Raw genomic sequence first — 23,603 nt, 5'->3', positions numbered from 1 at the left:
AGGCATGTCGGGCTCATACCTAGGTTTATGTGCGCCAGCGAAGGCCGCGCCCAGCGGACCTAAACCCCTGTATGATTTCATCGCCGGCCGCTTTCGCGAAAGTGATGCCGCGGATCGAGGCATCCGCACCGATCGCGGGGGACGAGGCAGATGAGCTATGCTAGCGCGTTGTCAGCTCTCGCGACCGGAATCGGCTGCCTCTCATGTCCTCCCGCTTCTCCGCCGCTCGGCACAGCGCCTCTCGATCCGCCCCGCCGGACACCGCTCTCCCCCAGCGCTCCTTCTTCTCTCCGGCCATGAACACGACGGCACTTCGCATCGCCGCGGGTCTGCTCGCGCTCTGCATCTTCCTGTTCGATACGCTCTCGCCGCTGGAGGGCGCGGTGGCTGTGCTCTACGTTCTGGTTGTCTTGCTCGAAGCGGGCACCGGACGGCGGGGCGACATCCTCGTGGCGGCGGTGACAAGCCTGATCCTGACCGTCGTGGCTTATGTCGATACACATGGCCTGAGCCTGGCCGGCGCTCCGACTTTGCGCGCGCTGGTCAGCGTGGCGGCGATCACGATCGCGACGTTGCTCTCCCTGAAGAACCAGGCGGCCACGGCGACGCTTGCGGCCCAAGCCCGGCTGCTCAATCTGTCGCACGACATGATCTTCGTGCGAGACACTTTCGGACAGATCACATTCTGGAATCGCGCCTCGGAAGAGACCTATGGCTGGTCTGCCGCCGAGGCGACGGGCCGGATCGCCGACGAGTTGCTGGAGACGCGATATGCGCTGCCGCGCGACGCAGCCGACCGCGTGCTTCACGACACGGGACGGTGGGACGGCACGCTGGAGCACCGAACCAAGGCCGGCGCGCGGATCACCGTGGAAAGTCGCTGGGCCCTCCAACACGATGCCAGGGGACGCATCGTCGGCGTGTTCGAGACGAATACGGATGTCACCGAACGCGAGGCGGCCCACGCAGCGCTGGTTCAGAGCGAGAGACGCTACCGGCGCATGTTCGACGCGACCCGGGTCGGCGTCGTCCAGGAGGACTGGAGCGCGGCGCGTCGCGAACTTGCTGCGCTCGGTCTTGCGGATGGCGAGTCACTGGCCGCTCATCTGACAGCACATCCGGAGCTTGTCGCGCGCCTGCGCAGGCTGACGAAGATCGTCGACGTCAATCCGGCCTTTCTCGCCATGATCGGAGCTGAGAGTAATTCTCATCTCCATCAGACGGTCGACGATGTGCTGAGCGAGAGCGATCCGACCTTCGGGCCGGCGCTGGCGGCTTTTGCTCGCGGCGACGGCTTCCATGAAGGCGAGACGGAAATCGTCAGGGCAGATGGCAGTCGCGTGCCGGTGATCTTCGCCATTACCTTTCCGACAGTCGATGACGGCGATGGCAACGTGTTGGTCTTCGTCGTCGACATCACCGAACGCCGGCAGGCGCAGGACGCGGTGCTGCACGCGCAAGCGGAGCTCGCCCATGCCGCCCGCGTGGCGACATTGGGTGAGCTCACCGCTTCGATCGCCCATGAAGTCAACCAGCCTTTGATGGCGGTCGTGACCAACGGCGAGGCGGCGCTGCGCTGGCTGCGCCGTGACAAGCCTGACCTGCAGGAGGTCGACAGCGCCATCGGGCGCGTCGTTTCCGAAGGGCGGCGCGCCAGCGAGATCGTCAAGCGGATCCGGGCCTTCCTGACCAAGACGCCAACCCGCTCGCATGCGCTGGATGTCGCGGCGCTGATCGAGGAGGCCGCTCAGCTCGTGCAGCGGGAACTCGCGCGCGCCGAGGTCGAATTGCGCGTCGAAGTGCCGGCAGACTTGCCGCCTGTCATCGGCGACCGGATCCAGCTCCAGCAAGTCCTGGTCAACCTGATGGTCAATGCCGGGCAGGCCATGGCGGAGCATGACGGCCGGCGCCTGCTGACGATCACCGCCGATCAGGCCCACTGCCAAGTGGAAGGCGGTCGTATCGAGATCGCTCTACGCGACACTGGTCCCGGCATCTCGCCCGAGAACGTCGAGCGCCTGTTCGATCCCTTCTTCACGACCAAGCCGGAGGGGATGGGCATGGGTCTTGCGATCTGCCGCACGACCGCCGAAGCTCACGGCGGAAAGCTTTCGGTCGAGAACCCTCCAGACGGCGGAGCGACATTCCGCCTGACGCTTCCTATTTCCCAATATGGTACCGCGGTATGATCAGGCAGTCGTCCGTCAAGCCGGCCCCGGCTTCACCGAGCCCGCCACTTGTCGTGATCGTCGACGACGATCCGGCGGTGCGTGAATCCCTCGACAGCCTGATCCGGTCGGTCGGACTGGCGACACGGCTCTTCGGCGCGCCGGCGGAGCTGTTGCAGGGCGCCTTGCCCGACGTGCTGGGCTGCATCATCCTCGACGTGCGCCTGCCCGGCATCAGCGGCCTCGATTTCCAGGACCAGCTCGCCCGGCAGGGGATCTCGCTGCCGATCGTCTTCATGACCGGACATGGGGACATACCCATGACTGTGCGGGCGATGAAGGCTGGCGCGGTCGATTTCCTATCGAAGCCTTTCCGCGATCAGGAAATGCTCGACGCGGTGACAGCCGCGATCGAGCGCGACCGGCAGCGCCGCAGCGCGGCCGCGGCGCTGGACGATCAGCGTTCAGCCTATGCGACGCTGACAGCCAGGGAGCGCGAGGTGATGACGCATGTCGTTGCCGGTCTGATGAACAAGCAGGTCGCCGGCGTGCTCGGCCTGAGCGAGATCACGGTGAAGATCCATCGTGGCAACGTCATGAGAAAGATGGGGGTGCGCACCTTGGCCGACCTCGTCCGGACGGCGGAGGCGCTGGGGGTTCACAAGCCGTGAGCCTGCGGGGTGCAAACCTGCGTATGATGGCCGCACGACGGATGATCCTTCATAACAAGGCCAGGCCGCGCACCGGAGTCCCCCTTTTGTGCGACCATCGGCACAAAGAAGCGTGGACATGCATCACATACCGACAGTCGCGATCGTCGATGACGACGACGGCGTTCGCAATTCGCTGGCCAGCCTGATCCGCTCACTGGGCTACGAAGCCCGCAGCTATGGCTCGGCACCGGAATTCCTCGCAGATTGCGAGACAGGCGATCCCGACTGCATGATCTCCGATATCCAGATGCCCGAAATGAGCGGGGACCAGCTCCAGGCCGAACTGCTGGCGACCGGACGGAGCTTCCCGATGATCTTCATGACGGCTTTTCCGACAGCCGCCACGCGCGAGCGCGTCATGGCCGCCGGCGCTTGCGCCTTCCTCGACAAGCCAGCCGAACCCGACACGATTGCGCATCATCTTGCCGCGGCGCTGGCGCATCGCCGCGGCTGAGCTGCACACCCCACACCTTCGTATGAGACGCTGATCCAAGCGTAGGATTCCGGCCCCGGCTGCCCCCGCCTAACCTGTCTTCGTCAGCTACCCAATGCGGAGACAAGGCCATGTCCGACGTCAGTTTCATCGTCACCCGGCGGGCCGCGATGGCCGGTATGGCCGCCGCTTCTGCAGCGAGCCTGATCCCTGCGGCAGCATCCGCACAACCGTCACGACCCATTCGGAACACGACAGGAGCCACGACCATGAGCAGCGGTTACGTCAAGACCAAGGACGGCATCGAGATCTTCTACAAGGATTGGGGGCCCAAAAGCGCCCAGCCGATCATGTTCCATCACGGCTGGCCGCTGTCCTCTGACGACTGGGACGCGCAGATGCTGTTCTTCCTCGCGAACGGCTACCGCGTCGTGGCCCATGACCGTCGCGGTCATGGCCGCTCTTCGCAGGCCGATACCGGCAACGACATGGATCACTACGCCGCTGACGCCTTCGCCGTGGTCGAGCATCTCGACCTCAAGAACGCCGTCCATATCGGCCACTCGACCGGCGGGGGCGAGGTCGCCCGCTATGTCGCGAAGTTCGGCCAGCCCCATGGCCGCGTCGCGAAGGCAGTGCTGGTCAGCGCCGTGCCGCCGCTGATGCTGAAGACCCCAAGCAATCCGGGCGGAACGCCGATCGAAGTCTTCGACGGCTTCCGCAAGGCGCTGGCCGCCAATCGCGCGCAGTTCTATCTCGATGTCGCCTCTGGCCCCTTCTACGGCTTCAACCGCGAAGGCGCGAAGGTTTCGCAAGGCGTGATCCAGAATTGGTGGCGCCAGGGCATGATCGGCGGAGCGCTGGCCCATTACGAGGGCATCAAGGCCTTCTCCGAGACCGACCAGACCGAGGACCTGAAGGCGATCACCGTGCCGACGCTGGCGATGCAGGGCGATGACGACCAGATCGTGCCCTACAAGGACGCGGCGCTTCTGCAAGCCAAGCTCTTGAAGCATGGCACGCTGAAGATCTACGAGGGCTTCCCCCACGGCATGCTGACCACCCATGCCGAGGTGATCAATCCGGATCTGCTGGCCTTCGTGAAGGGCTGACGCATAACCCACGCGCGACAATGACAAAGGGAGGGTGGATCATCTCCGCCCTCCCTTTCGTTTGGCCGCAGCCGGAGGCTGAAAACGCCGCGAGCCGATCAGTGGAAAGGCCGGAAGGATCGCGATCCCCGCGATAAGGTGCGGGAGCCGGGACCGCGAGGCGCCGGCTGGCGTCGTTCGATCGGCTCGGGTCAGCGCGGCAGCAGGTTCTGCTTGGCGAGGTCGAGCACCTCGTCGCCGCGCCCGCTCATCACGGCCCGCAGCATCCAAAGGCCGAAGCCCTTCGCCTGCTCCACAGCGATGGTCGGCGGCATCGAGAGTTCCTGCGTCGCGGTCACCACGTCGAGCACGGCTGGCCCGTCATGGCCAAGCACGTCTGCGACCGCGCCCGGAAGATCGCCGGGATCCTCGACCCTGACGCCATGAATGCCCATGGCGCGCGCCATCGCTGCGAAATCGGGATTCTCAAGATCGGTTCCGAGTTCCAGGAAGCCCGCAGCCTTCATTTCGAGAGCGACGAAGCCGAGCACGCCATTGTTGAAAATGACGATCTTCACCGGCAGCTTCTGCTGCTTGAGCGTGATCAGATCGCCCATCAGCATGGTGAAGCCGCCATCGCCGGAGAGCGAGATCACCTGCCGCCCGGGCTGCGCCGCCTGGATGCCGATGGCTTGCGGCATGGCGTTGGCCATCGAGCCATGCACCAGCGAACCGACCAACCGGCGCTTGCCGTTCATCTTGAGATAGCGTGCCGCCCAGATCGTCGGCGTGCCGACATCGAAGGTGAAGGCTGCGTCCTCCGCGGCGACGTCGCTCAGGACCTTCGCCAGATATTGCGGATGGATCGGCCTGCGGCCTGGCGTGCCGCGCGCCAGCGCGTCGAGCCCTTCCCGGGAGCGCCGGTAGCGGTCGAGGCTGTCGTCGAGATGCGTCCGGTCCTGTTTGGCCGCGAGACGGGGCAGTAGGGCCTCGATCGTCGCGCCGGCATCGCCGACGATGCCGAGATCGAGCTTGCAGCGGCGGCCGAGCTGCGATGCGCGGATGTCGACCTGCGCGATCGTGATGCCGCTCGGGAGGAACTGCTTGTAGGGAAAATCGGTGCCCAGCATCAGCAGCAGATCGCATGCGTGCATCGCCTCATAGCCTGAGGCGAAGCCGATGAAGCCGGTCATGCCGACATCATAGGGGTTGTCGTATTCGACATGCTCCTTGCCGCCGAGCGCGTGGACGATCGGGCTTTTCAGCATCTCGGCGAGTTTCATCAGCTGGGGATGCGCACCGGCACAGCCACGGCCGCAGAACAGCGTCACGCGTTGCGCTTCGTTGAGCAGGGCAGCGAGGGCCTCGACTTGCGCCTCGGCAGGCGTGACGACGGGCATCGGCGGCAACAACCCTGCGGCGGGGGCGACATCACGCGCCGGCGCCGGCTTCAGCGCCACGTCGCCGGGGACCACGATGACAGCGACACCGCGCTCTCCGACGGCAGCGCGGATCGCATTCTCCAGCACATAAGGCATCTGGCTGGGGTCGGAGACCATCTCGCAATAGACGCTGCATTCGCGAAACAAGTTCTGCGGATGCGTTTCCTGGAAATAGCCACCGCCGATCTCCGCCGACGGAATCTGCGCGGCGACGGCCAGCACGGGCGTGCGGCTGCGCTGGGCGTCGTAGAGGCCGTTGATGAGGTGCAGATTGCCCGGGCCGCAGGAGCCGGCACAGACTGCGAGCTTGCCCGTGATCTGGGATTCGCCTGCGGCGGCGAAGGCAGCCACCTCTTCATGCCGGACATGCACCCAGTCGATCTTGCCGGTCTGGCGCAGCGCCTCGGTCAGCCCGTTCAGGCTATCGCCGACGACGCCGTAGATGCGCTCGACTCCCGCACGATCCAGGGTTTCGACGATCAGATCGGCAACATTGCGTTTCGACATGAGCTTGGCCTCTCTCGCTGTCCTCGAAGGATTTCGGTGTCACATGGCCGGCTTGTCCGCCGGAGCTTACAGCGCGGTCGCACCAAGGCGTCGGCCCAGGGCTGCGATCTCGCGACCGACCGGCAGGCGCTCGCCTTGGTAGCGCGCGAGAGCCGTTTCCAGGTCAGCCTCCGCGGCCAGATGCTTGCGCAATGACATCACGTCGCCGGCCGCCTTGCCGACCCCCATGGCGGTGTGCGGCCTGACCACGAAGGCGGCATCGCCGATCAGAGCGATACGCCCTCCCACCATGGCGGGCGTCTCATAGTCGTAGATTCCCTGGATCGAGGGCGTCTCTTCCGCCGCGACGGCAAGCGAGAAGGGCGGCGGCAGGTGGATGCGGGCATCATGGCGCAGCGCGTCGCGCCGCTCCGATGACAGCCCGCCGCGCGGCAGCGAGATCGGATGGGTATGGCCATCGCGATCGGTGAAGATCGCCCGCAAATCATGCTCCGCCACCCGCCGGTACCAGACCCAGTTATAGCGCCGCTTGCCTGGCGCGGTCTCGCCGTTCGGGCCAGGTACGAGGTAGCCCAGCGCGTGGTCGCCCGGCGCGAGATAGAAGGCGAAGCGGTCCAACAGCAGCGAAGCCCTCGCAGGCAGCGCCGTCTCCGGGATCAATCCGCGCCAGGCGACATAGCCGGCATAGCGGTTTGCCGCGTGATCGGGAGAGAGTGCTTGGCGCACGACCGAGCCGATGCCGTCGGCGCCAATCACCAGATCGGCCTCGTCGCGCGAGCCGTCGGCGAAGCTGAGCGCCGCGGGACCATCGCCTTGAGCTTCGATCCGCACGAGCTGGCTGCCGAGCCGGTAATCGGCTGGCGCGATGCGTGCCGCGACCTGCTCGTAGAGCACGTCCCAGGAGAGCTGGGTCTGCGCTTCCCTGATCGTCTGCACGATCTCTCCAGCCTGATCGAGGAAGATGCGCTCCTGCGCGATCACGCCGATATCGGCGAGATGCTCGATGCCGATCGCCCGCAGGATCTGGAAAACCTCTCGTTGAGGGACCAGGCCGGCGCCACGACCCGCGAGGCCTTGGCGGGAGCGCTCATGGACCCTGACATCATGACCGTCGCGCTTCAGCAGGACGCCGGCGAACAGGCCTGCGAGAGATCCGCCGATGATGCTGATGCGAAGTGGTTTCATGGCGCGCCTCTCGCGGATACCGGAGGACCCTGAGCGTGTCCGTCACCGGGCCTGTTCCCTTCATTGAGACAACGCGGCGGCCCGATCCGGCAATCATACGCAGGTGTGTGCCGGACATCCGCAAGCGCTACAGAATGCGCCAGCGCCAGCGCGTAGATTCGAGGCCATCAGAGCCGGATCGACCGCTAACCCGGTCGCGCCGGCCGCTAGCGGAGCACAGACTATGGACAAGCCCGTCAGGCCGGATGCAATCCCGCCTCGCAGCGGCAGCATGTTGATTTATGCGATGTCAGCCGCAGCCGGCATCGCAGTCGCCAACATCTACTACAACCAGCCGATGCTCGGCCTGATCGAGGCGGAACTGCCCGGCTCGCTGTCAGGGCTGATTCCAACGGCGACGCAGCTCGGATACGCCGCAGGAACTCTTCCTGTTGGTGCCGCTCGGCGACATCGTCGAACGCAGGCGTCTCATCGTCATTCAGTTCGGGGTGCTGGCGGTGGCGCTTGTTCTGGCAGCTGTGGCGCCGGGCGCGGCCCTGCTGGTGCTCGCCTCGCTCCTCGTCGGCCTCGCTGCGACGGTCGCCCAGCAGATCGTGCCGCTGGCCGCCCATCTCTCGGCGCCGGAGCGGCGCGGCGCCACGGTCGGCACGATCCTCGCGGGAATCCTGACCGGCATCCTGCTCAGCCGCACGCTGGCCGGCTTCGTGGCGACGCATGGCGGCTGGCGCGAGATGTTCTGGCTCGGCGTGCCGATGGCGCTGGGAGCCGGGGCCCTGATGATGCTGACGCTCCCGCACAGCAGACCGGATTCCAAGCTCGGCTATGGTCGCCTGCTGCATTCGATGCTGCATCTGTGGCGCGAATTCCCAGCCCTGCGACTGGCGGCGCTGACGCAGGCTCTGCTCTTTGCGGCCTTCACGGCCTTCTGGACCGTCCTTGCGTTCCGCCTGCAGGCGCCACCCTTCGGCCTCGGCGCCGATATCGCGGGCCTGTTCGGGATCGTCGGCGCGGTCGGAATCCTCGCGGCGCCGCTCGCCGGCCGTGTCGCGGACTCCAAGGGGGCTGCTCCCGTGGTTGCGCTGGGCGCCGTCGTGACGTTGTCGTCCTGGCTGGTCTTCGGGTTATGGACGTCGATTGCCGGGCTCGTAGTCGGCGTCATGTTGCTTGATTTCGGCATGCAGTCCGCATTGGTCTCCAACCAGCACATCGTCTTTGCGCTGCGGCCGGAAGCGCGGGCGCGCCTGAACACCATCCTGATGGGTGCGATGTTCCTCGGCGGCGCCTTCGGGTCGGCGACTGCGAGCTATGCCTGGCAGGCTGCCGGCTGGCCCGGCGTGGTCGCGCTCGGGATCGTCTTGAGTGCCGCCGCCGTCGCCTTGCAGGGCGCTAACCAAGTCCGCGCGCGCCGTGTGCAGCGCGCCTCTGCACCCTCCGCAGATGCGCCGACGTCCTAAAGAAATTTCTTGCGGAGAGAATGTAAGCTGCGGTCTTCAACCGGAAGAACGTGGGCACGCATCGAGCCTCGAGCGCTGGGAACACCTATCCAGCATCTAGGCACCACCACCCTCATCCTCCGGATGAAATGCGCCCCAACCCGACATTAGCGCCTTGCCCGGAAGCGGACACTGGTGGCTTGGAGCAAGACGTCGACTCCTGCCCCACCACCGACCGTGTAGAATTTCCGGCGGCAGCCGCTATCTCTCCTCATAGGCCGAGAGATGCACGTGTTCGGCGTCAAATTTCGCCACTGGTTCGAATGCTTCCGGAAGGACAGTTCCTACGCTTCGACCAAGGAGAAGCTGACCCTCGATATCATCCGGCCACGCCGGCGAGCATGCGCCCACCGTTCCACCGACCGCGGCGATGGCCGAGGTCGCAAGGTTTGGAATGATGCTCCAAGCCACCGTGGCGCAGATTTCGATGAGGCGGAGAGCGGTACGGGTCGCAACTGCTGCACCGAGGCGGTTTTCCCGTAGCTTGGACCATGGAGCCGCAGCCTGAACATAGGCGTTCGCAGCCGACCAGAGCGCGCGGGTCTCCGCTGCTGCGTGTCGAAACTCCCTCGCCTCGTGATGGGCGCGGATCGCCGCCACACGCTCCTTGACTGTCGCGGCGAGCGCGCGCTCGGCCCCACCCAGCTCGCCACCTTCGGGTACGCGTCCGTCGAAGGCTTTCTGCGTGAAGCGCGTCACTCGCTGGACAAGGTTGCCGAACACATCGGCGAGGTCCTTGTTTACGTCCGCCGCGAACCGCGTCGCCCGGAAGTCGACATCTGCGCTTTCGGGCGCGTTCGCGATCAGCCACCAGCGCCATAAGTCGGAAGGAAGAGCGTTGAGCGCCGCCTCGCAGGACAGGCCGCGCCCTTGGCTCGTCGAGAATTTGCCGCCCTCATGCGTGAGCCAATGGAACCCCTTAACCACGTCGACCGTGCGCCAGGGCTCTCCGGAGCCGAGCAAGGTGCCCGGGAAACTGACGGTGTGGAACGGCACGTTGTCCTTGCCGAGGAACTGAATGTAGCGACTTGCGCATGCGGCATCACCCCACCACCATTCCCGCCAGTCGCGGCCTCGGGTGTCGGCCCAGTCCTGCGTGGCGGCAATGTATGCGATCGGTGCGTCGAACCAGACGTAAAAGACCTTGCCCTCGAAGCCCGGCCGCGGCACCGGGACGCCCCAGGCGAGATCGCGGGTGATACAGCGGTCCTTCAGGTCAGCGGTCAGCCAGCTTCGGGCGAGGGAAACGACGAAGGGCGGCCAGCCCGAACGCGTATCCAGCCAACCGTTCAGCCGATCGACGAGCGCCGACTGGCGCAAGAACAGATGGCGGCTCTCACGTAGCTCTAGCCGGGCGTCGCCGGAGAGGGCCGAGCGTGGCCCGATCAGGTCGACCGGGTCGAGTAAGGTGCCGCAGGTGTCACACTGATCGCCTCGAGCCTCGGCCGCGCCGCAGTGAGGACAGGTGCCCAGCACGTAGCGGTCGGGCAAGTAACGCCCGTCCGTGGGCGACCAGACTTGCGGCACGATCCGCTCGTCGATCAGCCCAGCCGCATCGAGCTGGCGGTAGAAATGCTGAGTGAGCGCATGGTTGCTGTGGGAAGACGAGCGGCCGAAATAGTCAAAGCTCAGCCCGAAACGGCGATATACGTCGGCCTGACGGTCGTGCTCGCGATCGCAGAAATCGCGGGGGCCGACACCGGCTCGGGCGGCTGCGATCTCGGTGGGGGGTACCGTGCTCGTCGGTCGCGCAGATGAAGAGCACCTCGCTGCCGATCTGGCGGTGGAAGCGAGCGTGAACGTCGGCAGGCAGGAGGGAGCCGATGAGATTGCCGAGGTGTTTGGCGCCGCTGACATAGGGCAGCGCACTGGTAATGAGGATGCGGCGTGACATGGGGAGCGTCCACTTCGAGAGGATGCACCGAACCCGCTAATGAAAAAGCCCTCCCGCGCGGCACGGAAGGGCTGGGTTCGGCGCTCTTGCCTCTATCGCGCTGACGCGCGTCACCCTCTCCGGCCGGACCTCGTGCGGTCGGGCCTGGTCATTCGCGGGATGTGGGCGAAAACCGGACGCATCAGGAATGATTATCGTGCTCGCTCCCAGCGATCAAGGGAGCTCCGCGTTCGCTAGAGGCCCTGTCCGCTTTCAGTCCCGTTGCGGAGTCCCCCTCATCTCGCTACGCCCTGAACCGAGCGGATGTTGCGACCGAGCGAACCAAATGCGGGCGGCGAACGTGATCGACCTCGACGGTGTCAAAGCGGTTGCGCAGCGGGCTGCGATCGATGCTGGCCGTGCAGTTGTAGGGCATTGGGGTTCTTATCGAACGGATGTGCGCGACAAGGGGGTATCCGATGTCGTCAGCGCTGCCGACCTTGCGTCAGATCGCATTATTTCGGCAACGATACGCGCCGCATTTCCCGATCACCGCATTCTTTCTGAAGAAGACGCCCAAACTGGCACCTGCGACTACTCTGGACCGCTATGGATCGTTGATCCAATCGACGGGACTGCAAATTACGTCAGGGGCCACCCTTATTTCGGCATCTCCGTTGCGTTTGCGCTTGATGGTGTCGTGATGGCGGGATGCGTACATGCGCCGGCATTGGCTGAAACCTTCGTGGCGACAAAGGACGGCGGCGCAACCCTAAATGGCGCGCCAATCAGGACGTCGGCGCCGAATGGTCTCATCCGGTCTGTGGTGAGCACGGGCTTTCCGCATGACACGTCCGACATCGAGAGGCCCTTGCGACGGATGAGGACTCTTTTGCAATGCTGCCAGGATGTTCGACGGTCCGCCTCGCCCGTGCTCGACATCGCCTATGTCGCCATGGGACGTCTCGATGCTCATACGGAAACGCTGTTTCCCTGGGACGTAGCGGCAGCGGGCCTCATCGCGAAAGAAGCCGGAGCTCAACGGGGCAACCTTGAGGTCGTTCCGACCACCATTCCCCCCGATCTCTTTGGCGGTGAAGTCATGTTCAGCGCCCCTTCGATCTTTCGAGAGCTTATGGCCGTATTGGCGTGAACGTCATCGGGTGCGAGGCCAGCGTCAGCCCGACCTCGTCCTTCCATCACGGCGTGCAGCATCATCTCGCCCGGTACTCGCCGACGGAGCAATTTCGCCACATCGGCACCGATGGCAGCTACGAGACCAGTAAGCCTGCTCCAGATCTCTATTTGCTGACGTCAGAACGGCTGACACTTGCGTCGAAACATTGCCTTGCATTGAAACGCGGCCAAAAGGGCGCCCGTTCGGCGGCGGCTGGAATGATGGCGATCATGATTCCGGATATCTCGCCGCTGCCGAGCGCGAGCACGAGCGCGTCTATCGCGCCTATGTGAAGGGCCTGATCGAGGAGGACGCGCTTGAGCGCGAGCTGCCGCCTCTGAAAGCCGAGCGCGACCGGCTGCGCGCCGAGCTTGCGGCCGCCGAACAGCCGCCGCAGATCGTGACGCTGCACCCGGCGACGGTGAGGCACTACCTCGCGTCGATCGAGCGCCTCGAGGTGGCTGTCGCGGCAGGCGAGGAGCAGGGCGGCGAAGCCAAGGCCGCGCTGCGCGACCTGATCAGGACCGTAACGATCCAGCCCGCGCCGACTGGCGAAGCGCCGCAGATCGATGTGCTTGGCGAATTGTCGGCACTCATCGGAGGTGCCCACTTCCCGACGAAACGGTCGGGGGGGCGATGGTAGCGGGAGAGGGACTTTGAAATTTGGCATAAGTAGCTGAAATAAAAGCGGTGTCCTTTGATGTTTTCCATTCGAGGCCATCAGAAAGGCCAACTTTTCTCGCGCCTGCCCGTGAACGCTACTGAACGATCCTGCGGCGATATGGACAGATTGTCGCAGCTACAGCAATTCGTTGATAGCGTCGGCGTCGGCCTCCTCGCGCAGCCCTTTGAAGGAAGCGTGCCGCAACTTGCCGTCCTCGGTCCAGACGCGAAACACGACCTCGGCCACCAGAGGGGGCTTGATCCATCCGGCCTCTTTGCGGCTCGGTAGCGCCCGCTGAAAAAATCGGCCTATGCCGCTTCGATCAAAACGGGAATGCCTTTGCGGAGCGAGTTGCTGACCATGCAGCTTTCCTTCGCCTTTTCGATGAGCAGGCGAGGATCGGTTCCGTCAGTCAGCTCGCAAGCTACCGACATTGACGCGGAAGTCGTGAGCAGGGGCGCGCCCTCCAGGGACACCGTCACCGAGACAGCTAGGCTGCGAATGCTGACGCCCAACTCCTGAGCCACATATCGCAGGTCATTGCAGAAGCACCCCCCGAGGGCGAGCGCAAGCATCTGCGCACCGTTGAAGCCGAAACCCATGCCACCGGCCTTTCCCTCTGGCCGATCTATTATGACGGTGTGGTTGCCGGCCCAGCCCAGCGCAGCCTCAGTCCCCGCGACGTTGCGAAGTTCAACGGTGACGGTTCCCATCGTCCGAAAACCTCTAGCGACAGTCGTAAAGGAGGGATGCGCTATGAAACCCGGAATACCAAGGCCGCGTCCGCATCTTCCGCAGTCCCTGGAACGAAGCATGCCGCAGTTTGCTGGCTGTCCCAAGTGGGAGCGTTGGGCTTTACACCCAACCCTCATCGTCGTCGTGCCGGGCTTCCCACTTTTCGATAGCTTCGATGAGGCTGATCATCTCGATCTCCTCAGGTGAGCCCGCTGCTGGGATGCCGAGTTCAGTCACACGCTGGGCTGCTCTCTCATAGTCGTCGACGCATCGAACGATGGCGCGCCGGGGATCCGCGTCGGTTGCACGGCTGGGCGAGAGGAATGAAAACACCAGTCCCTCCTATTTTTCGACAGGCGCGGTCAGACTCGTTTCGTAGGCCACCATTGCAGCGGATATATCGAGGAAGGCGGCTTTGTCGCGTTCGTCGTCAGGCACATCGGCGAGCGACTTCAACCGCGCGACAGCTTGCTGATACCGGTCCTCATCCTCGATCATCATGAAATGCTCCATTTTTCGGATCGAACGCTTCCGCTAAAGCAGCATTCCGCTGGAACGAGCGGCGGTTTCAAACGCCGACCGTGCGGCAGCAGTTGACCCTTGCCCCTTCATCGCGGCCATGCACGAGAGCACCGCGCTTTGCCACGCGTGATCCCCGCCATGACCTTTCCACGACAAGAGAAATTCCGCCGCTCGCTCGACGTTGAACACGGCGAAGCATTCGCCGGCCTTCGGCGTGGCGACATAGACCGGCGATGAGAACCAATGCAGCGGCATAATGCCAATACGCCGCAGGCTGCAGAATCGTTCCGACTGAAGTTCAAAGCGCAAACTATCGGAAACCTTTTGCGGACGATGGGCGTTCTCGCTCCGCCGAGCGCGGAGCCTTTCATGTTCCATACTTCCCCTGACTTTTCGGTCGTCACCACGAACTGGCGCACGCGTCCACCTACAGGGCCTGAGCTGCAGAGAGCGCTGGCCAGGCTCCTGCCGCATGGCGATTTCCAAGACATGCTCTCTCACGAAATGAATCGCTCTGCGACTTATGTGGAGTGGTGCTTGAAAAGCGAAGCTATCGTGCCAGCATGCCTGCTCGCGGCGGCCCTTCGCCTCATCAACCATCGACAAGCGCAGCCTGTGGATCGCTCAATGCGAAGGGCAGCAGGGCTTATATAACGCCCTCGATCAGGCCTAGTTTTTGAGCCTCGTTTGCTTCGATATACCAATTTTCAGGTGCTAACCGCAGCACCTGTTCCATAGTGACGGACGAGCCCGCGATGAGGTTCTGAAAGCCCTCGTTCTGGATCTGAATGGAGTGCTCGATCTCGTTCAGTTTCGCTTTGAGATTCGCGATGCACATGGTTAGCGGTCCGTCTAGGAGGACATTGGCCTGCAACTTGCGCTCGTGGATCATGAGGCGGGTGCCCCGTGTTAGGTAGCGGTTTGGTCGAGCGAAAAAGCTCATGAAGGTCGCGCCGGCAGAGTAGATCGCCGCCTTGCCGAGGAAGACGAAACGACGGTTCGGCTCTTGCTCGCTGTGGAACCGAATGTCCTCTCCCATCATGCGCGCGACTTCGGGGTCGCCGCCGAGAGTACTGAGCTCGATTACGACGATGCCTTCCAGTGGAGCCGTCATCAGTCGATCGCGGAAGAACGCATACATGACGTTATCCACGGTGCCCGCCAGCAGGATCGGCGGGTTCATGAAATCATGGGGCTGCAATGGCCGGAAGAGATGGGACTGAGCTTCGTTCGAGTTCGATGGCAGGCTCATAGAGGGACCTTAAATGCTTAGGGTGCCTGGAAACTCGATTGCTCGTGCGTCTGTTCCGCTGGGTGGGTTGAGCAGCGCCAGCGGGACTAGCGGCTAACACGGAACACTCGAAAGGCAGCGTTCGCTTCGATCCCATGGTCGGGCGGCCGGCAGGCCGCCTGCCGCAGACAACTGGGAGCCTGCCATTGAACAGTGAGAAGCTCCGTTAGACAATTATTGATGAGCGCGATGCTCAGCGTTTCGTTTCCGAGTTTCCGCTGCCTTCTTCGCGGATGCGGAGCGCTCAACTGCCGTCCTGGACCCGGACGCCTCACCGCCCTTTTCTCCACCCTTATGCGCTGCTGGATGGCCCGTGCTCTTACCTCGGCCAGAGCCGCCGGCCTTCTTGCCTCCGCCATCGTCCTTGTTGACCGTAGCCCAAGCGCGCCGCTCAGCCTCCTTTTCTGAGACGCCCCGCTTTTCGTAGCCCTCGGCGATATGGTCCGCCTTGCGCTCTTGCTTGTCGGTATATTTCGATTTGTCACCGCGAGGCATTGGATAACTCCTTTCATTCACCCAGCCGGCCTAAGCGCATAAGCCCGAAACCTCGATCTGCTCGCTGAGTTCCTCGGCTACCAGCAGCGTATGCCCGAGCAGGCTGGCCGGTCAGAAGCCGGGCGGCAAAAATCAGGCGGAACTGACAGCCAAGCACCCCGTTCAACCAAACGGGGGCAGCAATGGAGGTTCCGATGCGTGATGGACAGGGCAATAAGCTTTCCCCCGAAGAGCAGCAGAAGGTTCGATCAATCCAAGGTGCGCCCGATCAGGATTCGTTAAGCGGCGTCTCGATCGACCCCAACGCCGGTAAGGACACTGGTGACGCTGACAAGTCGCCGCCGCCAGTGAAGCCGGGTGAGAAGCCCGCTGCGGGGCCCGGCGAATGACAAGGAGGCTCCCTTGAGCATTGCCAGCGATAATTAGTATCAAGCCGCCGTCCATCGGGCAGCCGCACCTGAGCGACGCTCTAACCTATTCTGAGCGAGGAACATCAGCGCCTAGTCGGCGAAATCAGAGAATGGGATGAGACGGCTCATAGCCGATGATGGCGAAGCTCTCCGACTGGATGCATTTGATCTTGAGCCAGTCGCCGCCCCGGCCTGATCGGTGGGAGTCGATCGGCGCTTGGCGATGATGCCTTCCACTCCTAGCTCGCAGGCGTGCTTCAGAAACGCGGAGCCCTCGGCGTCGATCTCCTCGCTCAGGCAGATCGACGCATGCGGTTGCACCGCCAGCACAACGCAACTCCACAACGCAACACTTTGCGAACGGATGGGGGGCTAGAGGGTTCCGAGAACGTTTTCGATCGACTCCGGGCCACCGCATCCGAAGCCATCGCGATTTCAGGCAGGAAGGGAAATGTACGAGCTTCTCGCGAAATCAGAAATTGTGCTGATAGAGGCCCTGAATGCCGCTTGCACGGCCGCCCGCGAGCGCTGGAGAGCGGACCCGTCGGAAGACAACTTGCGGAAGTATCGACGGACACTTGCAAGCCTGACGGACTTTATGAAGCGCACGAAGCGTATCGCCTGAGCGCAGCTACCGGTTAAAACCGACGACGCGGCAGCTCCAGCCGGCAAAGGCTAATCGAATGCGATGCCGATAGAAGTGTCGTCGCGCCATTTCACCTGCGCAGGCACTTGGTGGCCAATAATTTTCGCACTGACCAGCACGCGGCCACAAATTTCCGCGCCTGCCGGAACTCGCAACATAGCGCCACCTTGGGAGACGTCTCGGATTATGCAGCTATAGACAGCACCGGCTTCTGTGGTCAGCTTGGCCATTTCGACCATCCGTTGACGACTATGGGCACGTGACCATGGGTTCAATATAAGCCAATCTATCTCAGGTTAGCGCACGGCAATCCGATACAGCTCTATTGGTGCGGTAGGAGGGTTAGGCCATGCCTGCGCGCGAAGATTTGTGTATTTGGCTCTTCCTTATTGGGATGGTCGCCATGGTGGTGTTTATCACTCTCATATCGCCAGCCGGTAATAGCCCCGTGCTGCGCTCATCCCAGCGCGTCTCAACGGTCGAAAAACCGGTGAAGCAACCGTTCCGCTAGCGGATCGTCCGCCCCCTCGCGGAAGGCAAGCCACAGGGCATTATATACGAGCCTAGCGTGTTCCGATGGCTGTTCATCCGGCGCGATCAGCCGAGCCACCCGTCCCCAAACATAGTCAACCGCAGCCTGCAGCTCGGCTCGAACATTAGAATCTGAGAGAAGCGAGATAGGCATAGCGATTGAGACGCCTTCTCGGGCCAATCCTCTGTAAAAAAGGTGAACCAGAAGCATTCATTTTTAGCTTCCGCTCGCTTTGGGGATAACTAGGCGATGTTGCGGGGGGGCGTCGGCGGGGTCTTCGAAGCAAAGGTCCACCATACTTCGGTTGCCGGCTTGCCCGTCAGGTCAACCCACGCAACGAAACGAGTCGCCAACGGACTGTGGCCGGAATCGTTCCGCCAAGCCCGGTTGAGGGATGCTGGTTTAGCTGCGAGGCTGCACCGCCTGCGAACGGAGGGAAAGATGCGGATCGATCTAGCGACCATCTCTGAAGTGATAGTTCGGGAGGATGTCGGCGGCGGTCTGGTCATTGGCCAAACGCGGCGGGGGGAGGAGTTCGAGATTTTCCTGGGCGAGAGCGCGCTAGAGGAGCTGGAGAGCTTGTTGGCTGCCGTAAGGATGCCATCAGGCTGCCCCTCAAGGACCAACTAGGTAGGGCAGGAACCGCGAGTGCTCTCGGGCAGTTGGCTGCGAATTAAGGGAGACGCAGCCATGCCATTCGAACACGTTACGACGCCTCTGAAGCCGCGCGGCTCGCGGGAACGAAGTGCCTATCGTATCGCCACGCTTGACGAGTACGACGCAGCGACCGAGCGCGTTCGTGAGCTGGCGGATTATCCCGAGGGAACACCACAAGCCGATGAACTGGCGAGGCTCGTCCGGGCCATCATGGAGTGGGACGAGGCTCACGATGACGCTACCTCATGGCAATAGCGCTAGGGAGGCCGACATGCCCTTGTATCGCTTTATCACCAGCAACACCGGTGACCATGCCGTCGAGATTGAATGCCCTGATGACAAGGCCGCGCGGCAGGAAGCGAGAAAAGCCTTAGCAGAAGCCGCCCACGATGCGCTGGTGGATGCGGATGCATCTGAGATGTCGATGACCGTGGAAACGGAGGGTCGGGTTATTTACCAGGCCAGATTTTCATTTGCTGCAAGCGAAGTGAACTGAAACCTCCGCCGCCACGTATGGGGCGACGGAGGCCGGAAGGCTTTACTGCAGGCGTTGATGGCATGGCACTAAAAGTCGGACACCCCAACGAGCATATAGCGCCCTGGCGCGGTTTTCTGCCGTCTCGCTGAGGAGACGCAATGGCACAGATCTTGACGGTTGGTAGGATCGGTTCCGGATGGGGCTTTCGTGATGTCACAGGCGCGGAATATGCTCATTCAGAAGACATCGTTTTCGTTGTAGAAGCAGCCGAACGGATGGGCCGCCGTCTCGGCGGGCGCGTCTCACTCACGCCCGAGGCCGAGAAACATTATAAGTTAGCGAAGGCAACGCAGGCCGCTCAGGCAGACATGCAACGTCCGCCGCAGTTTGGCTTTCGGGGGCTAGCTTGGCGCCTTGCTCGATGGCGGAAGCGCTAGTGGAAAGCAAGATGGGCGCGCGGGGACTACGCGCCTTGCTGCTCGCAACGCCATCCGTCAAATGCTGACGCGCTGACAGTCAGCCTGTCGCTAAATCTCGGAGCTTCTGTATCGAGCAACAGCGCGTCGGGTCAGGTCGTCTTCGTCTTCCGCGACGGCGACGAGGGGCGCGATGATATAGGCAAGCCGCGCACGGGCTTGTTCCGGATCGCAATCCGGTAGTGTCGACTTGATTTCCGTCCAAGCCGCATCCAACGCAGCCTGTGCCCGCGCAAGCTCAACGGGGTCCGTGAGCGATGAGAATGGCATATCGCCCTCCTTTGAGCGCCAAAAACCGCCTAAAATCTAAGCGATCCGCTCGAAGTGACAAGAGCAGCGGGAAAACAAAAAGGCCCCACCAACCGGAGCTGACGGGCCAAGTATTCCGTGTTTGCCGGAGGAGTAACGCGACGGTTCGACAGCGTTTCCCTTCCGTAGGGGGGCGGCGCGACCGCGCATCTTGCACCGGCTTAGATAGGGCTGATATTGTCTAAGAACCCTCTATCAATGCGATTAAGGACGCATGCCGACCGACGACCGAGGCGAACGCCTTCAGATAATGCTCTCCCAAGATGAGCTGCGCGCAATTGAGAACTGGCGTTTCGCCAAACGCATGCCAAGTCGCGCGGCTGCCGTGCGGGAACTCCTGCGGCGGGGGTTGACGGCCGAGGGCTTCGACCTCGCGGGAGAGGGGGTCCAATCCAGGCAGTTCGGCATCGTCGACACAGGCGGCTCTGACGCCTCGTCCGACGAAAGCCTGCTTAAAGGGTGACGGTTTCGACGCTTGCGGTCCGAGAACGAAGGTCTGCTACCTGTTCACGCCTAGTGCGTTTCGATGCGCTGCCAGCGGGACAATCAAGGCGCCGACGACAGTCGCCCACTGCGGCACGTACAGATCGTGGGCCGGAATGTCAGCTATAGACTGTTGCCGACATTCTAGCGAGACGAAAAAGCCCGCCAGCCTAGGCTGACGGGGCAGGCTGAGGATTTCTGTTTGGCAAGAATGGCCAATGGAACGCGCATACTTTTTAGCGGTTCCCCGGTCTTCGTCCTGCCTAGTGTCCCGAAGCGGGAGGATCGCCACCACAGGAGCTGAATGGGTCGTCAGCGCTTAACTCCACAACTGAACGAGTCCCGCACGGGCCGTGTCCAGAATCGTTCCGGCTTCATTCGAACTGATGAATGGGAGCCAAGCGGAACAACCTAAGCTCAAGGTCGTTCGAGATTCGAAGTGGAACTCCATAAAATGACGCAAGTGCTCACCGTGCACCAGGCCGGAAAGGAATGGGTCGCACGCGATGTGACCGGTGCAGGCTACGGTCAATCAACAGACTTGTTCGACACAATCGAGGCCGCCGAGCGCATGGCGCGGAAATTAGGCGCTACCGTCAACTTGAGCCGCGAAGCGCAAAATCATCTATTCATCCTTGGAGCCCGAAAATCCCCATCCCCCTGAGCCAAAAGTGAGAAGGGCCCAACCCCGATCGCGCTCAGCGTTGCTGAACCCTTCCGGGGCTGTGACAAGACCGATCGTGCGCCCTCTGCAACGGCCCGTCTCAGTGCATGAGGTCGAGGAGACGTGCGCTGCCCTACCTGCCACCCAATTCCTGCCGCGATCACCATTCCCGTGCTGACGAAGGCGCAGAGAAGAACAAATTCCACAGGGAGGCTCCGGCAAGGCATCGTGGATCTCCAACGCCTGCGACTGAGCTTGGTTCTGATGGAACGCTGTTCTTTGCACACGGTTGAATGCTCAGTGAGTGCGTAGCGTGAGGTGTCGCCATGGTTGCGATCTGGAGAGCCCCCCAGCCCGCTCGGAGGCCAAGACCCGTTAAGCGGGCCCTCTACACCGAGAAATGTCAGGACGAGGACGGCAATCTCGTGAATATCATAGTCTGGCGGGATTGGCCGGGGTCATCGCTTACATCGTATACGCTGGAAGACGGCTCGCCGGTCCATTACGAGGACGAGTGCCACTTCGCCACGACCAGCGGGAAGATGCTGACGCGGTTCGAGGAATAACCGGAACCCAGAGGCCTGCTGACAATTAAGGCGGCCGACGTTCCCTCGGCCCTGTTGCTCGGGCTCTCAGGGCGGTAGCGGTGCATTCGTAGATTATGCTTCGGACTGCAAGCCTGCGCCTCTCTTGCGGTTGCGCCGCTCGATAGAGGCGGTTCCAAACTGAATCGATCTTATCGACGTAGCAGTCGCAAAATTCTTTCGGAGGAACTTCCGGTTGAAGCAATGGCATTGCCTCACACTGAGAGGCGGTCTTAGTGCGGCTTTGCCCTTGCAGCACCAGCCAGCTGCCAATCGACCCCGCGCCCGCGAGCAGGATCACCGCCAACATTTTGAGTATCCAATGCACAGCCTAACCCGGATGATCGCCTGCAGATCAGATTGTAGACATCCAAACGTTGCAACCTAGCGTACGTTCCCGAACAAGTCGCGCAATATGGGACCGGAAGCAGAGCTTCACCGCTGCCAATAGCGCTCTAGCCTTTCTCGATCAGATCCTCCTCGTTGAGCGCTCGAGCTGCTGGTCACACTCTTGGACCAGTGCTCAATGCTTCGCCAGCTCATTTGGAACGACGAAGGCGACATAATGGGCTCGGCACCCCGACCGTAGGCGCAATGAAAAAAGCCCCGCCAGCGGCGCTGACGGGGCTATCTGCGAAGGCGGGCTACTGAATAACCTGTACGATGCGCCTGGTGGTGGGCTCGACGACCACGGGCGTTCCATTAACGACCGTGTACCGATACGTCCCCGCCCCGAACTCGGTCGGGACTGCCCGATATGTGACGCCGCTTTCGGGCAAGATAGCGCCGACGCGAGCGCTCTCGCCGTAGGTGTAGGACGGGACCTCGTTCGTCATAACATAGGTGCGGAAACGCGGCATCATCTCCGCGGAGATGGCGCTTGCATCGCCGCCGCCGCTGGATACCGACGTTCCTCCGTCGCTGGCAGCCGGCCCTCCGCTACCGGAAGAGCCGCCGACGGCTCCACCCGCCGAGCTACCGGCGGCCCCGCCGGCCGCTCCGCCCCCAGCACCGCCGGATCCTGAACCACCCGCACCTTGCGCATAGGCGAGGGCCGGAAGCATCGCGACGGCAGCAACAAGAATGATCTTACGCATCGGTCGATCTCCTGATTGACCCCAGTTGAGAGTAAAACTGAAGCGAGCCGAGCAGTGTTCCTTCGAATGCCGGAGTGGGCGGCAGGCTTCAGTCGCCGGCTTAACGTCGCCGGACTACCAGCACAGGCACGATGAGAGTTTCCGTCTGGCACATTCGGCCGCATTGATGCGACGCTGTCAGTAACCCAAACCCGCACAGATTTTATCCGCGACGCCGTTGAGCGGGAACTAAAACGTCGGGAGCGCCTCGCCAGTGCGAGGGCGAAGCTCAACAGTAGTCGATACTCAGAAGGTCTAACTCAGCCTCCGGAGGCTCGCTCCGGTCGCCCTGACGGGCCGCGGATGGAGGGGGAACGAAAAGCCCCGCTAGCTCAGGCCAATGGGGCAGTCCGAGGACTTCTGTCTGGCAAGACAGGCCGATGAAACTACCGGTATCGAACAACGTTTCAGGTACTAAATCTGGGATGGATCGATCCGCAGGTTCTCGTCGCGATGCTCGCCGCCGAGCGTTGCCGCCCAAGCCGCCGCAGCCGCTCCCACTAGCAGTGCAGCCGCGGTCAGGAAGGCGGTCAGGACTGCTATCTTGCGTGCACGCTCGGCCGCCTGCTTGGCGGTTTCCTTGGCCTGCGAGAGGCGGGCATAAGCGTCGTCGATACGCTTCTGCGCATCCTGTTCGCTGATGCCGGACCGCGCGGCGAGCCGGGAGGCCAGATAATCCCGGTCGGTCTGCTCGATCTTACCATTCTTTAACGCGCTAACGAAGATCCGGGAGGCTTCGTCACGCTCCTGGGCGGTTGGCGGCTGCTGACCGCTGGCGCGCATGACATTGTCGAGCGCCATCGCGAGCGGATCGACATTCTGCGAAACGAGCGAGGCCACGCCCGAGCTTGCATTGGCGACGCCGCTGACCGCGGTCTTGGCTGCGCCGAACAGCGACGATGTCGCGACGACGGTGATCAGAAGTGCCCCGGTCGCCCATACGAGCAAGCCATGGGTAGCGTCGCGCACCTTGCGCTCCTCGCCATTCGCATCGAAGCTCGGCTGGCGCATCCGCCCAGCGAGATAGCCGCCGGCCATGGTCGCCGAGGCCATGACCCAGAGCGCCCAAAGCCCAGCGGAGACGGCCAACGCCGTTGCGCTGGAGCTCTTCTCGAAATCGGCGGAGACCATGGACAGGCCGATCGCCGAGCCGAAGACCGTCATGATGGTCGAGATGGCCGTCGCGATGACCGCGCCGCCGAGGATTGGGCCCCAATGCACATAGGAGCGGTTCTCCTTGTTGACAGTCACGGGAGCGACGACGACGTCTGTTCCAGACATGGACATGGCGAATTCCTATCGAAGACCGAGGAACGACAGGATGGCCAGGACCACCACGATTAAGCCGACGATATAAATGACACCGTTCATGGTCGCCTCCTTGATACAGCTCTGTTGCAACTGTCTGTCGCGGACAGTTTCCGGGTCCGTCATGATAC

Annotated in this window: 28 protein-coding genes and 2 pseudogenes; 14 read left to right on the top strand and 16 right to left on the bottom strand. The window is 62.7% G+C overall.

Annotated features, from left to right (window positions below; genetic code table 11):
• Positions 1-203: 203 nt before the first annotated feature.
• From ACFJGT_RS17665 to ACFJGT_RS17650, 4 genes are all read left to right on the top strand, one after another.
• Positions 204-2,189, top strand: a complete 1,986-nt coding sequence (locus ACFJGT_RS17665) for an ATP-binding protein (protein WP_377840263.1) — start codon at positions 204-206, stop codon at positions 2,187-2,189.
• Positions 2,186-2,839 carry a response regulator transcription factor gene (locus tag ACFJGT_RS17660; protein WP_377840260.1) on the top strand — a complete coding sequence of 218 codons (654 nt, stop codon included), beginning with the start codon at positions 2,186-2,188 and terminating at the stop codon, positions 2,837-2,839. Before ACFJGT_RS17665 ends, ACFJGT_RS17660 begins: the two co-directional genes overlap by 4 nt.
• A 118-nt stretch (positions 2,840-2,957) precedes the next feature.
• The gene (locus tag ACFJGT_RS17655; RefSeq protein WP_377840258.1) at positions 2,958-3,335 is read left to right on the top strand and encodes a response regulator transcription factor; all 378 of its coding nucleotides are present in this window, start codon (positions 2,958-2,960) and stop codon (positions 3,333-3,335) included.
• Between the two features lie 149 nt (positions 3,336-3,484).
• Positions 3,485-4,426 carry an alpha/beta fold hydrolase gene (locus tag ACFJGT_RS17650; RefSeq protein WP_377849010.1) on the top strand — a complete coding sequence of 314 codons (942 nt, stop codon included), beginning with the start codon at positions 3,485-3,487 and terminating at the stop codon, positions 4,424-4,426.
• A gap of 191 nt (positions 4,427-4,617) precedes the next feature.
• Here the strand turns inward: ACFJGT_RS17650 and poxB are convergent, their stop codons facing one another.
• Complete coding sequence (poxB, locus tag ACFJGT_RS17645) at positions 4,618-6,354, bottom strand: ubiquinone-dependent pyruvate dehydrogenase (protein ID WP_377840256.1); 1,737 nt, start codon at positions 6,352-6,354, stop codon at positions 4,618-4,620.
• Positions 6,355-6,420: 66 nt separating this feature from the next.
• Complete coding sequence (locus ACFJGT_RS17640) at positions 6,421-7,539, bottom strand: FAD binding domain-containing protein (protein ID WP_377840254.1); 1,119 nt, start codon at positions 7,537-7,539, stop codon at positions 6,421-6,423.
• A 223-nt stretch (positions 7,540-7,762) separates the two neighbouring features.
• Here ACFJGT_RS17640 and ACFJGT_RS17635 point away from each other — a divergent pair.
• Positions 7,763-8,993 (top strand): annotated as a pseudogene (locus ACFJGT_RS17635) (MFS transporter).
• A 240-nt stretch (positions 8,994-9,233) separates the two neighbouring features.
• Here the strand turns inward: ACFJGT_RS17635 and metG are convergent.
• Both metG and ACFJGT_RS17625 read right to left on the bottom strand, forming a co-directional pair.
• On the bottom strand, positions 9,234-10,751 hold the full coding sequence (metG, locus tag ACFJGT_RS17630) for a methionine--tRNA ligase (protein ID WP_377849009.1): 1,518 nt from the start codon (positions 10,749-10,751) through the stop codon (positions 9,234-9,236).
• Complete coding sequence (locus tag ACFJGT_RS17625; protein ID WP_377840252.1) at positions 10,654-10,926, bottom strand: class I tRNA ligase family protein; 273 nt, start codon at positions 10,924-10,926, stop codon at positions 10,654-10,656. The genes metG and ACFJGT_RS17625 overlap by 98 nt, the downstream gene beginning before the upstream one ends.
• Before the next feature lie 340 nt (positions 10,927-11,266).
• Here ACFJGT_RS17625 and ACFJGT_RS17620 point away from each other — a divergent pair, with 340 nt between their 5' ends.
• Genes ACFJGT_RS17620 through ACFJGT_RS17610 form a run of 3 tightly spaced genes read left to right on the top strand, consistent with a single transcriptional unit; the run spans position 11,267 to position 12,725 of the window.
• Positions 11,267-12,058, top strand: a complete 792-nt coding sequence (locus tag ACFJGT_RS17620; protein WP_377840250.1) for an inositol monophosphatase family protein — start codon at positions 11,267-11,269, stop codon at positions 12,056-12,058.
• Positions 12,055-12,375 carry a hypothetical protein gene (locus ACFJGT_RS17615; protein WP_377840247.1) on the top strand — a complete coding sequence of 107 codons (321 nt, stop codon included), beginning with the start codon at positions 12,055-12,057 and terminating at the stop codon, positions 12,373-12,375. Before ACFJGT_RS17620 ends, ACFJGT_RS17615 begins: the two co-directional genes overlap by 4 nt.
• Positions 12,372-12,725: a hypothetical protein gene (locus ACFJGT_RS17610; protein WP_377840245.1), complete on the top strand. Its 354-nt coding sequence runs from the start codon at positions 12,372-12,374 to the stop codon at positions 12,723-12,725. Before ACFJGT_RS17615 ends, ACFJGT_RS17610 begins: the two co-directional genes overlap by 4 nt.
• 156 nt (positions 12,726-12,881) lie before the next feature.
• Here ACFJGT_RS17610 and ACFJGT_RS17605 read toward each other — a convergent pair whose 3' ends face one another.
• From ACFJGT_RS17605 to ACFJGT_RS17575, 7 genes are all read right to left on the bottom strand, one after another.
• Positions 12,882-13,058, bottom strand: coding sequence for a hypothetical protein (locus ACFJGT_RS17605; RefSeq protein WP_377849007.1), 177 nt, complete (start codon positions 13,056-13,058; stop codon positions 12,882-12,884).
• Complete coding sequence (locus tag ACFJGT_RS17600; protein WP_377840243.1) at positions 13,055-13,459, bottom strand: OsmC family protein; 405 nt, start codon at positions 13,457-13,459, stop codon at positions 13,055-13,057. The genes ACFJGT_RS17605 and ACFJGT_RS17600 overlap by 4 nt, the downstream gene beginning before the upstream one ends.
• A gap of 142 nt (positions 13,460-13,601) precedes the next feature.
• Positions 13,602-13,814 (bottom strand): hypothetical protein, encoded by a 213-nt coding sequence (locus ACFJGT_RS17595; protein ID WP_377840240.1) that lies wholly within the window; start codon positions 13,812-13,814, stop codon positions 13,602-13,604.
• A 9-nt stretch (positions 13,815-13,823) separates the two neighbouring features.
• Positions 13,824-13,982, bottom strand: a complete 159-nt coding sequence (locus tag ACFJGT_RS17590; protein WP_377840238.1) for a hypothetical protein — start codon at positions 13,980-13,982, stop codon at positions 13,824-13,826.
• 33 nt (positions 13,983-14,015) lie between these two features.
• A complete protein-coding gene (locus tag ACFJGT_RS17585; RefSeq protein ID WP_377840236.1) occupies positions 14,016-14,381 on the bottom strand; it encodes a DUF982 domain-containing protein in 366 nt (121 codons plus the stop codon).
• Between the two features lie 268 nt (positions 14,382-14,649).
• Positions 14,650-15,255: a peptidase S14 gene (locus ACFJGT_RS17580; RefSeq protein WP_377840234.1), complete on the bottom strand. Its 606-nt coding sequence runs from the start codon at positions 15,253-15,255 to the stop codon at positions 14,650-14,652.
• Between the two features lie 213 nt (positions 15,256-15,468).
• Entirely contained in the window at positions 15,469-15,789 is a 321-nt protein-coding gene (locus tag ACFJGT_RS17575) for a plasmid stabilization protein (protein WP_377840232.1), read from the bottom strand.
• Positions 15,790-15,983: 194 nt separating this feature from the next.
• Here ACFJGT_RS17575 and ACFJGT_RS17570 point away from each other — a divergent pair, with 194 nt between their 5' ends.
• Positions 15,984-16,178 carry a hypothetical protein gene (locus ACFJGT_RS17570; protein WP_377840230.1) on the top strand — a complete coding sequence of 65 codons (195 nt, stop codon included), beginning with the start codon at positions 15,984-15,986 and terminating at the stop codon, positions 16,176-16,178.
• 139 nt (positions 16,179-16,317) lie between these two features.
• On the opposite strand, the pseudogene ACFJGT_RS17565 reads toward ACFJGT_RS17570, so the two are convergent.
• Positions 16,318-16,505, bottom strand: a pseudogene (locus tag ACFJGT_RS17565) (ATP-dependent DNA ligase); the annotation flags it as partial.
• A 145-nt stretch (positions 16,506-16,650) separates the two neighbouring features.
• On the opposite strand from ACFJGT_RS17565, the gene ACFJGT_RS17560 reads away from it, so the two are divergent.
• Entirely contained in the window at positions 16,651-16,824 is a 174-nt protein-coding gene (locus ACFJGT_RS17560; protein WP_377840228.1) for a hypothetical protein, read from the top strand.
• A gap of 50 nt (positions 16,825-16,874) precedes the next feature.
• Here ACFJGT_RS17560 and ACFJGT_RS17555 read toward each other — a convergent pair whose 3' ends face one another.
• Positions 16,875-17,120: a PilZ domain-containing protein gene (locus ACFJGT_RS17555; RefSeq protein ID WP_377840226.1), complete on the bottom strand. Its 246-nt coding sequence runs from the start codon at positions 17,118-17,120 to the stop codon at positions 16,875-16,877.
• Between the two features lie 947 nt (positions 17,121-18,067).
• Between ACFJGT_RS17555 and ACFJGT_RS17550 the strand changes: the two genes are divergently transcribed.
• The 4 genes from ACFJGT_RS17550 to ACFJGT_RS17535 all read left to right on the top strand — a co-directional run bounded on the left by ACFJGT_RS17550 (position 18,068) and on the right by ACFJGT_RS17535 (position 20,444).
• The gene (locus ACFJGT_RS17550) at positions 18,068-18,289 is read left to right on the top strand and encodes a hypothetical protein (protein WP_377840223.1); all 222 of its coding nucleotides are present in this window, start codon (positions 18,068-18,070) and stop codon (positions 18,287-18,289) included.
• Between the two features lie 16 nt (positions 18,290-18,305).
• The gene (locus tag ACFJGT_RS17545) at positions 18,306-18,530 is read left to right on the top strand and encodes a DUF6894 family protein (protein WP_377840221.1); all 225 of its coding nucleotides are present in this window, start codon (positions 18,306-18,308) and stop codon (positions 18,528-18,530) included.
• A 981-nt stretch (positions 18,531-19,511) separates the two neighbouring features.
• Positions 19,512-19,760 carry a hypothetical protein gene (locus tag ACFJGT_RS17540; protein ID WP_377840212.1) on the top strand — a complete coding sequence of 83 codons (249 nt, stop codon included), beginning with the start codon at positions 19,512-19,514 and terminating at the stop codon, positions 19,758-19,760.
• 474 nt (positions 19,761-20,234) lie between these two features.
• The gene (locus ACFJGT_RS17535; protein ID WP_377840207.1) at positions 20,235-20,444 is read left to right on the top strand and encodes a hypothetical protein; all 210 of its coding nucleotides are present in this window, start codon (positions 20,235-20,237) and stop codon (positions 20,442-20,444) included.
• Between the two features lie 1,228 nt (positions 20,445-21,672).
• Here the strand turns inward: ACFJGT_RS17535 and ACFJGT_RS17530 are convergent.
• The 3 genes from ACFJGT_RS17530 to ACFJGT_RS17520 form a co-directional block, all read right to left on the bottom strand.
• Entirely contained in the window at positions 21,673-22,125 is a 453-nt protein-coding gene (locus ACFJGT_RS17530; RefSeq protein WP_377840205.1) for a DUF1236 domain-containing protein, read from the bottom strand.
• Positions 22,126-22,578: 453 nt separating this feature from the next.
• Positions 22,579-23,451, bottom strand: coding sequence for a hypothetical protein (locus ACFJGT_RS17525; protein ID WP_377840203.1), 873 nt, complete (start codon positions 23,449-23,451; stop codon positions 22,579-22,581).
• A gap of 9 nt (positions 23,452-23,460) precedes the next feature.
• A complete protein-coding gene (locus ACFJGT_RS17520; protein ID WP_377840199.1) occupies positions 23,461-23,598 on the bottom strand; it encodes a hypothetical protein in 138 nt (45 codons plus the stop codon).
• Positions 23,599-23,603 lie beyond the last annotated feature (5 nt).

Origin of the sequence: Allobosea sp. UC22_33 (assembly GCF_042700715.1) — a bacterium.
Lineage (GTDB): Bacteria > Pseudomonadota > Alphaproteobacteria > Rhizobiales > Beijerinckiaceae > Allobosea.
The sequence above is the reverse complement of the archived record's forward strand: the minus strand, read 5'-3'. Positions and strand labels throughout refer to the sequence as shown.

Excerpts from the sequence above, each read along its gene's own strand:
- ACFJGT_RS17665 (WP_377840263.1), top strand. The coding sequence starts at position 204 with ATGTCCTCCCGCTTCTCCGCCGCTCGGCACAGCGCCTCTCGATCCGCC.
- ACFJGT_RS17660 (WP_377840260.1), top strand. The coding sequence starts at position 2,186 with ATGATCAGGCAGTCGTCCGTCAAGCCGGCCCCGGCTTCACCGAGCCCG.
- ACFJGT_RS17655 (WP_377840258.1), top strand. The coding sequence starts at position 2,958 with ATGCATCACATACCGACAGTCGCGATCGTCGATGACGACGACGGCGTT.
- ACFJGT_RS17650 (WP_377849010.1), top strand. The coding sequence starts at position 3,485 with ATGGCCGGTATGGCCGCCGCTTCTGCAGCGAGCCTGATCCCTGCGGCA.
- poxB (WP_377840256.1), bottom strand. The coding sequence starts at position 6,354 with ATGTCGAAACGCAATGTTGCCGATCTGATCGTCGAAACCCTGGATCGT.
- ACFJGT_RS17640 (WP_377840254.1), bottom strand. The coding sequence starts at position 7,539 with ATGAAACCACTTCGCATCAGCATCATCGGCGGATCTCTCGCAGGCCTG.
- ACFJGT_RS17625 (WP_377840252.1), bottom strand. The coding sequence starts at position 10,926 with ATGTCACGCCGCATCCTCATTACCAGTGCGCTGCCCTATGTCAGCGGC.
- ACFJGT_RS17600 (WP_377840243.1), bottom strand. The coding sequence starts at position 13,459 with ATGGGAACCGTCACCGTTGAACTTCGCAACGTCGCGGGGACTGAGGCT.
- ACFJGT_RS17590 (WP_377840238.1), bottom strand. The coding sequence starts at position 13,982 with ATGATGATCGAGGATGAGGACCGGTATCAGCAAGCTGTCGCGCGGTTG.
- ACFJGT_RS17585 (WP_377840236.1), bottom strand. The coding sequence starts at position 14,381 with ATGGAACATGAAAGGCTCCGCGCTCGGCGGAGCGAGAACGCCCATCGT.
- ACFJGT_RS17580 (WP_377840234.1), bottom strand. The coding sequence starts at position 15,255 with ATGAGCCTGCCATCGAACTCGAACGAAGCTCAGTCCCATCTCTTCCGG.
- ACFJGT_RS17575 (WP_377840232.1), bottom strand. The coding sequence starts at position 15,789 with ATGCCTCGCGGTGACAAATCGAAATATACCGACAAGCAAGAGCGCAAG.
- ACFJGT_RS17570 (WP_377840230.1), top strand. The coding sequence starts at position 15,984 with ATGCGTGATGGACAGGGCAATAAGCTTTCCCCCGAAGAGCAGCAGAAG.
- ACFJGT_RS17560 (WP_377840228.1), top strand. The coding sequence starts at position 16,651 with ATGTACGAGCTTCTCGCGAAATCAGAAATTGTGCTGATAGAGGCCCTG.
- ACFJGT_RS17550 (WP_377840223.1), top strand. The coding sequence starts at position 18,068 with ATGCCATTCGAACACGTTACGACGCCTCTGAAGCCGCGCGGCTCGCGG.
- ACFJGT_RS17545 (WP_377840221.1), top strand. The coding sequence starts at position 18,306 with ATGCCCTTGTATCGCTTTATCACCAGCAACACCGGTGACCATGCCGTC.
- ACFJGT_RS17540 (WP_377840212.1), top strand. The coding sequence starts at position 19,512 with ATGCCGACCGACGACCGAGGCGAACGCCTTCAGATAATGCTCTCCCAA.
- ACFJGT_RS17535 (WP_377840207.1), top strand. The coding sequence starts at position 20,235 with ATGACGCAAGTGCTCACCGTGCACCAGGCCGGAAAGGAATGGGTCGCA.
- ACFJGT_RS17530 (WP_377840205.1), bottom strand. The coding sequence starts at position 22,125 with ATGCGTAAGATCATTCTTGTTGCTGCCGTCGCGATGCTTCCGGCCCTC.
- ACFJGT_RS17525 (WP_377840203.1), bottom strand. The coding sequence starts at position 23,451 with ATGTCCATGTCTGGAACAGACGTCGTCGTCGCTCCCGTGACTGTCAAC.
- ACFJGT_RS17520 (WP_377840199.1), bottom strand. The coding sequence starts at position 23,598 with ATGACGGACCCGGAAACTGTCCGCGACAGACAGTTGCAACAGAGCTGT.